Source organism: Pseudomonas sp. LY-1 (assembly GCF_053502595.1).
The window spans coordinates 3935678-3945000 of sequence record NZ_CP094353.1 but is presented as its reverse complement, the minus strand read 5'-3'; the positions used below and the strand labels follow the sequence as shown (position 1 = coordinate 3945000).

The following is a 9323-nucleotide window of genomic DNA, read 5'->3' as shown; positions in this document are numbered from 1 at the left end:
GATAATTAATCACCTGTTCAATAATTATTCTCGCTACAATCCGCGGCTTTGCCACCCGGGGCGGGTGTTTACAACCCGTCGCTCTCGAGAAGTTCCATGCTCATCGGTAGTTATTCTCCCTCTCTGGTCGTGATCTCCCTGTTCGTCGCGGTGCTTGCTTCCTACACCGCGCTCGACCTCTCCGGTCGCATCGCCACGGCCAAGGGTCGCGCCATCTACTTGTGGATGCTGGGCGGGGCATTGGCCATGGGCGTGGGCGTGTGGTCCATGCACTTTATCGGCATGTTGGCGCTCAGGTTGCCGTTCGCCCTGGGTTTTGACCTGGACATTACCGCGTTGTCGCTGTTGATCGCGGTGTTGTCCTGCGGCTTTGCCTTGTGGCTGGTCAGCCAGCAGCGCCTGCCTATGTGGCAACTGGGGTTTGGCGCGCTGATCATGGGCGCCGGCATCAGCAGCATGCATTACACCGGCATGGCCGCGATGCGGATGCTGCCGGGCATCGATTACGACCCCGCGTTGTTTGGCGCCTCGTTGCTGATCGCGGTGGCGGCGTCTGGCGCGGCACTGTGGATCGCCTTCAATCTGCGGCGCAACACGCCTTATGTGCGTCTGGCGCGCGGTGGCGCCGCCGTGGTGATGGGCGTGGCCATCGTCGGCATGCACTACACCGGCATGGCGGCGGCGCGTTTTGCCGACGACAGTTTCTGCGGCGCCGCGCTGACCGGCTTGAGCGGCAAGGGCCTGGATAACCTGGTGTTGGTCACCAGCCTGGCCGTGCTGGTTATCGCGCTGCTCACGTCGTTGCTCGACGCGCGCCTGGAGGCGCGTACCGCGGTGCTGGCCGACTCGCTGACGTTGGCCAATCAGGAACTGACCCACCTGGCCCTGCACGACACCCTGACCGGCCTGCCCAATCGCACCCTGCTCGCCGACCGGATTCAGCAAGCCATGCAGGCGGTGAAAGAGCAGGGCGGTTGCCTGGCCCTGATGTTTATCGATCTGGACGGCTTCAAGCCGGTCAACGATGCCTTCGGCCATCACATGGGCGACCAGTTGTTGCGCGAAGTCAGCCAGCGCCTGCGTGAAGATCTGCGCAGCCAGGACACCCTGGCGCGCATCGGCGGTGATGAGTTTGTGCTGCTGGTGCAACTGACGCAGCCCAATGATGCCCTGGGCCTTGCCGAACGCCAGGTGGTGCTGATCAATCGCGCGTTCCAGGTGGCCGAACACGTGCTGAAAATTTCAGCCAGCGTCGGTATCGCGATGTTCCCGGGCAACGGCAGTACGCCCCAGGAACTGCTGATGAACGCCGACGCCGCGATGTACCACGCCAAGGGCATGGGCAAGAATGGCTACAGCTTCTTCGATGTGTCGATGAACTCTAACGCGCGCAAGCAACTGCAGTTGTTGCAGGACTTGCGCAACGCAGTCGAGCAGCAGCAGTTCCGCTTGTACTACCAGCCCAAGTTCGACGCTGTCAGCGGTGCCCCGATAGGCGCCGAAGCCTTGCTGCGCTGGGAGCATCCGCAAGAGGGCTTGTTGCTGCCGGCGGCCTTTATCGAGCTGGCGGAAAAAACCGGGCTGATCATTCCGATTGGCGAGTGGGTGCTCGACGAAGCCTGCCGTCAGATGCGCGTGTGGTACGCCCAGGGTTATGAAGGCTGGCGAATCGCGGTGAACCTGTCGGCGTTGCAGTTTTGCCACGCCGGCCTGGTCAAGAGTGTCGCCGCCGCGTTGGATCGCCACCAGTTGCCGGCCAACAGCCTGACGCTGGAGATTACCGAAACCACCGCCATGAGCGATGCCGATGCGAGCATGACGGTGTTGCAGCAGCTGTCGGAAATGGGGGTCGATCTGTCCATTGACGACTTCGGCACCGGCTATTCCAGCCTGATGTACCTCAAGCGCCTGCCGGCCAACGAACTGAAGATCGACCGTGGCTTTGTGCGAGACCTGGAACACGACGGCGACGACGCCGCCATTGTCTCGGCCATCGTCGCCCTGGGCCAGGCCCTTGGGCTGCGGATTGTCGCCGAAGGGGTGGAAACCGATGTCCAGCAGAGCTTCCTCACACGCCTGGGGTGCAACGCGTTGCAGGGCTACTTGCTCGGGCATCCGTTACCGGCGGATGGCTTCATGGCCGACATCCTGCGGGCACAAGCAGCGCTGGCGCCTGACAAGCAGCGTGCTTGACGGGTATTCTTGGGGCCAACTCTAAACATTTGGTTGATTCAGGAGAGCGTAGGCATGGACAAAGTCCTCATCATCACCGGGGGCGGTCGTGGGATTGGCGCCGCGACGGCATTGCTGGCGGCTCGCCAGGGCTATCGCATTTGCATCAACTTCCAGTCGGACGAAGAGGCCGCTCATCGCGTGCTCGACCAGGTCCGTGCGCTGGGTGCCCAGGCCATTGCGGTGCGCGCCGATGTGAGCATCGAGGATGAGGTGATCGCGCTGTTCCATCGTGTTGACAACGAGTTGGGGCGGGTGACGGCACTGGTCAACAATGCCGGCACTGTGGGGCATAAATCCCGTGTTGATGAAATGTCCGAGTTCCGCATCCTGAAGATCATGAAGACCAACGTGCTCGGCCCGATTCTGTGCGCCAAGCACGCGGTGCTGCGTATGTCACCCCGGCATGGTGGGCAGGGCGGCAGCATCGTCAATGTGTCGTCGGTGGCGGCGCGCCTCGGTTCGCCGGGTGAATATGTCGACTACGCCGCCTCCAAGGGCGCGCTGGACAGCTTTACCATCGGGCTGTCGAAGGAAGTGGCGGGCGAGGGCATTCGTGTCAACGCGGTGCGCCCCGGCTATATCTACACCGACTTCCATGCCCTGAGTGGTGATCCGGACCGGGTCAGCAAGCTGGAGTCCGGGATTCCCATGGCCCGTGGCGGCCGGCCGGACGAGGTGGCGGAGGCGATTGTCTGGTTGTTGTCGGACAAGGCGTCCTATGCCACCGGGACGTTCGTCGACCTGGGCGGCGGTCGTTGAGGCCCTCGGCCTTCAGCTCGGCAGATGGCGCAGCACTTCATAGCCTTTAAAGGAAAACGCCTTGAGCCGGCTGGCTTCGGAGTTATCCAGGGTGCTGTAGCCGTCGTTGAAGAACCCATCGATACGCCCGTTGCGGGCATGGCTGCCATTCAAGGTGCGGTCGTCAAGGTTGTCGAGAAACTGCAGCACTTTTTCCAGGTTGTAAGCCGCGTCAGCACGCGCATCCGGGTCTGCGTTGGATGGGGTCCAGTCACCGACCTGCTGCTTGAGGTCGTCGCCGATCGCGTAACTGTCGCGGCCTTGCAGGAAGTGCGTCATGACCGGGCTCTGGTCGATGATCTGCTGTGCCGAGCGCAGGTCGCCGGCCGGTCGGTCCAGCGGAGCGTACATCTCGCGAACCTGCTTTTGTTCGACGGCACGCATGTAGTTGGGCGGGATGGGCAGGGGTGCAGGCCTTGGGGGTACAGAAACGCTCATAGGAAACCTCCGGTTCGAACCAGGAATAGTGAGTGTCCTGTGTGGTACGTGCGTCGATCTGGTTCCGCGTCAAAACGAGCGCACAATGCGTCCCAACGTCTCCATCGCTTTTTCCGATGCTTCCGACCACGGGCTGCCGTAGTTCAAGCGGATACAGTTCCTGAAACGCTGGGTCGCCGAGAAAATCGGCCCCGGCGCGATGCTGATGCCCTGGGCCAAGGCCATCTGGAACAACTTCAATGAATCCGTCTGCTCCGGCAATTCCAGCCAGAGGAAATACCCGCCGGCCGGCTGGCTGACCCGCGTCTGCGCCGGAAAATACCGGGCAATGGCCGCGAGCATGGCGCTTTGCTGTTCTTCCAGGGCGTAGCGCAATTTGCGCAAGTGCCGGTCATAGCCGCCATGTTGCAGGTAGTCGGCAATCGCCGCCTGGGCGGGCATCGACGGGCACAACGAGGTCATCAGCTTCAAACGCTCGACCTTCTGCGCATAGCGCCCGGCCGCCACCCAGCCAATGCGATAACCCGGTGCGAGGCTCTTGGCGAAGGAGCCGCAGTGCATCACCAGGCCCTCGGTGTCGAAGGCCTTGGCGGGTTTCGGTGCCTGTTGTCCGTAGTACAATTCTGCGTAGACGTCGTCCTCGATCAACGGCACCTGATGGCGGCGCAGCAGCTCCACCAATTCCTGTTTCTTCGCTTCCGGCAGCGTGGCGCCCATGGGGTTCTGGAAACTGGTCATGGTCCAACAGGCTTTGATCGGGTAGCGCTCCAGGCTTTGCGCCAGGGCGTTGAGGTCGATGCCGTCACGCGGATGCACGGGGATTTCCACCGCTTTGAGTTTCAGGCGTTCGAGCACTTGCAGGCAGGCATAAAACGCCGGCGCTTCAATGGCCACCAGATCGCCCGGTTCGGTGACGGCCTGCAGGCACAGGTTCAGGGCTTCGAGGGCGCCGTTGGTGATCAGCAGCTCTTCCATCGGCAACATCAGGCCGCCGACCATATAACGCAGGGCAATCTGCCGGCGCAGTTGCGGGTTGCCCGGCGACATGTCGGTGACCACCAGGCGCGGGTCCATCTCACGGGCGGCGCTGGCCAGGGAGCGGGCCAGGCGGGGCAGCGGGAACAGCATCGGGCTGGGGAAGGCCGAGCCGAACGGCACGGTATTCGGGTCTTTGATGGACTCGAGCACCGAGAACACCAATTCGCTCACATCGACTTCGGTGGACTCATGCACGTGTTCACTCACCACCGGTTCGGAGAACGGGCTGGGCGCATGGGTGTTGACGAAGTAGCCGGAACGCGGTCGTGCCCGGATCAGGCCGCGGCGTTCCAGCAGGTAGTACGCCTGGAACACCGTGGACGGGCTGACGCCGTAGGTCTGGCTGGCATAGCGCACCGAAGGCACTCGCTGGCCAGGGCCGAGCACGCCGGAGCGGATCAGTTCTGCGATGTCGTCGGCGAATTTTTCGTAGCGTTTCATGGTAGCCAAATTAATCTTCTCAAGATGTACGCAGGGCGAAATGTGGCCGCCGGCTGAGCGGCTGCCACATTTGATCTCTTATGCAGGCCAACCCTCAGCGGTTCAACGGTGCCACGAAACGGCTGTCGGCAGCGCTGTAGACCCATGGTTCGTCGATGTTGGTGACCTTGAAGCGCAGGATCTGCGAACTGCTCGCCGGCTTGTCCGCCAGCAACGCCACCGACACCGGCACGTCGCTGATTTCCCCCGGGGCCAGGCTGATCTGGGTCTTGCCTTGCAGCTGGAAGCCTTCGCCATCCACCAGTTCCAGGCGGTAGTCCTGGGGTTGCTGGGTCTTGTTGATGACCTTGAGGCTGTAGATGTTTTCGATCAGGCCCTGGCTGTTTTCGCGGAACATGCCGCGGTCCTTGGTCACGTCCAGCGACACCATCGGCCGCTGCACCAGTGCCACGACCAACGCCGCGATCATCACCAGCAGCACCGCACTGTAGCCGATCAGGCGTGGCCTGAGCAGGTGGGTCTTGCCGCCTTGCAGTTGATGTTCGCTGGTGTAGCTCACCAGGCCGCGGGTGTAGCCCATTTTGTCCATGATCGAGTCGCAGGCATCGATGCACGCCGCGCAGCCGATGCATTCCATTTGCAGGCCGTCGCGGATATCGATGCCGGTGGGGCACACTTGCACGCACAATTGGCAATCGATGCAGTCGCCGAGGCCGACGTCCGCCGGTTTGGCTTCACGCTTGCGCGGGCCGCGGTGTTCGCCACGGGCCGCATCGTAGGAGATGGTCAGCGTGTCTTTGTCGAACATCACGCTCTGGAATCGCGCATACGGGCACATGTGCATGCACACCGCTTCGCGCAGCCAGCCGGCGTTGAGGTAAGTGGCGGCGGTGAAAAACACCACCCAGAACAGGCTCACGCCGCCCATCTGCCAGGTCAGCAGTTCGCTGGCCAGCGGGCGAATGGGTGTGAAGTAACCGACAAAGGTCAACCCGGTCAGCACGCTGATCCCCAGCCACAGCGTATGTTTGGCCGAGCGCCGCGCCAGTTTGTTCAGGCTCCAGGGTGCCGCTTGCAGCTTGATACGCTGGTTGCGCTCGCCTTCGGTGACTTTTTCGCACCACATGAACAGCCAGGTAAACGAGCTTTGCGGGCAGGTGTAGCCGCACCACACCCGGCCGGCGAACACGGTGATCGCAAACAGGCCGAAGGCGCAGATGATCAACAGCGCCGACAGCAGGATGAAGTCCTGCGGCCAGAACGTGGCGCCGAATATGTGGAACTTGCTTTCGGCCAGGTCCCACAGTACGGCCTGGCGCCCGCCCCAGTTCAGCCACACCGTGCCGAAAAACGCCAGGAACAGAAAGCCTGCACCAGCCACGCGCAAGGTGCGGTACAGGCCGGTGAAGCTACGGGTATGGATCTGGTTATCGCTGGATTTGGCCGTCACCTTCTTCGGGTGCGCAGGCTCGTGGATTTCCACGGTTCGGACGGGGATCATTTCGCTCATGGTCGTTTGCTCATCAGCCTCCATCAGGCCGGTGAACTATGCTCGTCGTGCTGTTTGCATAACAGACTCAGGTGTGGCGATAAAAAGCGGATCAGATGCGCTGCAAAGGCCCTGCTGCGACAATGTGCTGCACCCCGTGGCGCCTGGGGCGCAGCTCGATTCAGCGTGTGCTGATACAGATCAATCAAATCACCGAATCACTGTCGCTGGCCTTCAGGTGTTTGCGCCCATCCTGGGCGCCGGCGACGGTCAGCGCGTCGGCCTCGACCTCGGTGATGTAGATCCGATCGTCGTTCAGCGCCACAAAAGACATGGATTTTTCGCTGTCGGTACTGATGGTGACCTGGGACGCGGGCAGGCTTTGTTCCTGGCCGTTGTCATCGACCGTGAAGTAGCAGATCTGGTTTTCGATACGTACAGGCATGGTGAACTCCTTGTCATCGTCTGGTGATGGTGAGGGGATAGCATTGGGCTGAGGGTTCCTCCACCCGCACGGGCGGGTCTTGCGGCGGTTCCTCCTCAGGAGGCGCAGCCGGTTCGGTGGGCGGCAGGGTCGGCTTGTCGATATTCGGATCGGGCGTTTGCGCGGGGATCGGGATATTCATCGGTGTGGCCTCCTTTGTGCTTTGCTCTATCGGTGGACAGCCGCCCGGGGGAATTGATTCCCCCGTCGATGGCGGCACATCCACCTGAACTTTTCACCCGGCCCCGGGCTCGGACCTTATGTGGCCCTGCTCAGGGAGAGCGGTGCCGTATCAGAATTCGGATCAAGCAAAGAGCGTCCACAGGGCGTAAGGGGAAGATGCTCGATGACTGCTGAAACACTGACTCCAGACGATTGTGTATTGCCGCTGTCCCAGGCGTTGTTGCTGCCTCGCATAGCGATTGAAAGCACCATGCCGGTGATCGACGGCGGCGAATTTGCGGTCAAGGCCGTGGTGGGCCAACGCATCAATGTCACCAGCAAGGTGTTCGCCGACGGCCACGACACGCTCGCGGTGCTGATCCGCTGGCGCGCCTTGCACGATGAAAGCTGGCACAGCGAGGTCATGGCCGATATCGGCAACGACGGCTGGGAGGGCGCGTTTACCGTCACCGCCCAAGGGCCCCATGAATATTGCATCGAAGCCTGGATCGATAGCTTTGCCAGCTTCTGCTACGAACTGCGCAAGAAACATGAGGCTGGCGTGCCGGTCAGCCTTGAGTTGCAGGAAGGCCGCAGCCTGGTGCTGCTGGCCGCCGAGCGCAGTGACAGTGAGCTGCGCGAGCGCCTGATGCGCTTGCACCACGAGCTCTCCGGCCTGCTGGAAACCGAGCAGGTTGCGCTGTTCCTGCACGAAGACAGTGCGTACCTGATGACCCGGGCCGATCACCGCGCCTATTTGAGCATCAGTCCCGCGTACCCGCTCGACGTGGAGCGCGAGCGTGCGCAGTTTGCCAGTTGGTATGAGCTGTTTCCGCGCTCTATCACCGACCATCCAGCGCGTCACGGTACGTTCCTCGACGTGCATTCGCGGCTGTCGATGATCCATGACATGGGGTTCGACGTGCTGTACTTCCCGCCGATCCACCCCATCGGCCGCAGCCACCGTAAGGGCAGGAACAATGCCTTGAGGGCCGAGCAGCACGATCCGGGCAGCCCCTACGCGATAGGCAGCGAGGAGGGCGGTCACGACGCGATTCATCCGCAACTGGGCAGCCGCGACGATTTTCGGCGCCTGGTCAAGGCCGCCGCCGACCATGGCCTGGAAGTCGCCCTGGACTTTGCCATTCAGTGCTCCCAGGACCACCCGTGGCTCAAGCAGCACCCGGGCTGGTTCAACTGGCGCCCGGACGGCACGATCAAATACGCGGAAAACCCGCCGAAAAAGTACCAAGACATCGTCAACGTCGATTTCTACGCCGCCGATGCGATCCCCAGCCTGTGGACCGAACTGCGTGACATCGTGCTCGCTTGGGTCGAGGAGGGCGTGAAGACATTCCGCGTCGATAACCCTCACACCAAGCCGCTGCCATTCTGGCAATGGCTGATCAGCGATGTGCGGTCCAAGTACCCGGAGGTGATCTTCCTCGCCGAAGCATTCACCACACCGGCGATGATGGCGCGCCTGGGCAAGGTCGGTTACTCCCAGAGCTACACCTATTTCACCTGGCGCAACACCAAGGCCGAGCTGAGCGAGTACTTGGCGCAATTGAACGAGTCGCCCTGGCGCGAGTGCTACCGGCCGAACTTCTTCGTCAACACCCCGGACATCAACCCCGCTTTCCTGCATGAGTCCGGGCGCCCGGGCTTCTTGATCCGCGCCGCGCTGGCGAGCATGGGCTCGGGGTTGTGGGGCATGTATTCCGGCTTCGAACTGTGCGAAGCCGCGCCGGTGCCGGGCAAGGAAGAGTACCAGGACTCGGAAAAATACGAGATCCGCCCCCGGGATTTCACCGCACCCGGCAACATCATCGCCGAGATCGCCCAACTCAACCGCATCCGCCGGCAAAACCCGGCATTGCACACGCATTTGGGGCTAACGCTCTACAACGCCTGGAACGAGAACATCCTGTACTTCGGCAAGCGCAGCGAAGACGGCAGCAATTTCATCCTGGTGGCGGTCAACCTCGACCCATTCAATGCCCAGGAAGCGCAATTCGAATTGCCGCTGTGGGAGCTGGGCCTGCCGGACGACGCCCACACCCAGGGCGAAGATTTGATGAACGGCCATCGCTGGACATGGTACGGCAAGACCCAATGGATGCGGCTGGAGCCGCAGATGCCGTTCGGGATCTGGCGCATCACCACGTACTAAGGAGCGACATGTGGGCGGGGGCTTGCTCCCGAAAGCGCTATGCCAGCCTATGGATCAAGTGACTG

The 9323-nt window shown here is 62.0% G+C and carries 8 protein-coding genes; 3 read left to right on the top strand and 5 right to left on the bottom strand.

Annotation, left to right across the window (positions count from 1 at the left end; all coding sequences use genetic code 11):
* Window positions 1-96 precede the first annotated feature (96 nt).
* A complete protein-coding gene (locus MOQ67_RS17950; RefSeq protein WP_104903066.1) occupies window positions 97-2193 on the top strand; it encodes a putative bifunctional diguanylate cyclase/phosphodiesterase in 2097 nt (698 codons plus the stop codon).
* A gap of 54 nt (window positions 2194-2247) precedes the next feature.
* A complete protein-coding gene (locus MOQ67_RS17945) occupies window positions 2248-2994 on the top strand; it encodes an SDR family oxidoreductase (protein ID WP_046383198.1) in 747 nt (248 codons plus the stop codon).
* 12 nt (window positions 2995-3006) lie between these two features.
* Here the strand turns inward: MOQ67_RS17945 and MOQ67_RS17940 are convergent, their stop codons facing one another.
* The 5 genes from MOQ67_RS17940 to MOQ67_RS17920 form a co-directional block, all read right to left on the bottom strand.
* A complete protein-coding gene (locus tag MOQ67_RS17940) occupies window positions 3007-3471 on the bottom strand; it encodes a hypothetical protein (RefSeq protein ID WP_232925867.1) in 465 nt (154 codons plus the stop codon).
* Window positions 3472-3540: 69 nt separating this feature from the next.
* On the bottom strand, window positions 3541-4950 hold the full coding sequence (gene mapR / locus MOQ67_RS17935; protein WP_017848443.1) for a GntR family transcriptional regulator MpaR: 1410 nt from the start codon (window positions 4948-4950) through the stop codon (window positions 3541-3543).
* A gap of 94 nt (window positions 4951-5044) precedes the next feature.
* Complete coding sequence (gene ccoG / locus MOQ67_RS17930) at window positions 5045-6460, bottom strand: cytochrome c oxidase accessory protein CcoG (protein WP_198717839.1); 1416 nt, start codon at window positions 6458-6460, stop codon at window positions 5045-5047.
* Window positions 6461-6644: 184 nt separating this feature from the next.
* Window positions 6645-6884, bottom strand: a complete 240-nt coding sequence (locus MOQ67_RS17925; protein WP_046483643.1) for a DUF3203 family protein — start codon at window positions 6882-6884, stop codon at window positions 6645-6647.
* Between the two features lie 13 nt (window positions 6885-6897).
* Window positions 6898-7065, bottom strand: a complete 168-nt coding sequence (locus tag MOQ67_RS17920) for a hypothetical protein (RefSeq protein WP_164887046.1) — start codon at window positions 7063-7065, stop codon at window positions 6898-6900.
* A 204-nt stretch (window positions 7066-7269) separates the two neighbouring features.
* Between MOQ67_RS17920 and MOQ67_RS17915 the strand changes: the two genes are divergently transcribed.
* Window positions 7270-9258, top strand: coding sequence for an alpha-1,4-glucan--maltose-1-phosphate maltosyltransferase (locus MOQ67_RS17915; protein WP_104903067.1), 1989 nt, complete (start codon window positions 7270-7272; stop codon window positions 9256-9258).
* Window positions 9259-9323 lie beyond the last annotated feature (65 nt).

What these genes read in the sequence shown, in the direction of transcription:
- MOQ67_RS17950 (WP_104903066.1), top strand. Translation starts at nt 97, where the DNA reads ATGCTCATCGGTAGTTATTCTCCCTCTCTGGTCGTGATCTCCCTGTTC.
- MOQ67_RS17945 (WP_046383198.1), top strand. Translation starts at nt 2,248, where the DNA reads ATGGACAAAGTCCTCATCATCACCGGGGGCGGTCGTGGGATTGGCGCC.
- MOQ67_RS17940 (WP_232925867.1), bottom strand. Translation starts at nt 3,471, where the DNA reads ATGAGCGTTTCTGTACCCCCAAGGCCTGCACCCCTGCCCATCCCGCCC.
- mapR (WP_017848443.1), bottom strand. Translation starts at nt 4,950, where the DNA reads ATGAAACGCTACGAAAAATTCGCCGACGACATCGCAGAACTGATCCGC.
- ccoG (WP_198717839.1), bottom strand. Translation starts at nt 6,460, where the DNA reads ATGAGCGAAATGATCCCCGTCCGAACCGTGGAAATCCACGAGCCTGCG.
- MOQ67_RS17925 (WP_046483643.1), bottom strand. Translation starts at nt 6,884, where the DNA reads ATGCCTGTACGTATCGAAAACCAGATCTGCTACTTCACGGTCGATGAC.
- MOQ67_RS17920 (WP_164887046.1), bottom strand. Translation starts at nt 7,065, where the DNA reads ATGAATATCCCGATCCCCGCGCAAACGCCCGATCCGAATATCGACAAG.
- MOQ67_RS17915 (WP_104903067.1), top strand. Translation starts at nt 7,270, where the DNA reads ATGACTGCTGAAACACTGACTCCAGACGATTGTGTATTGCCGCTGTCC.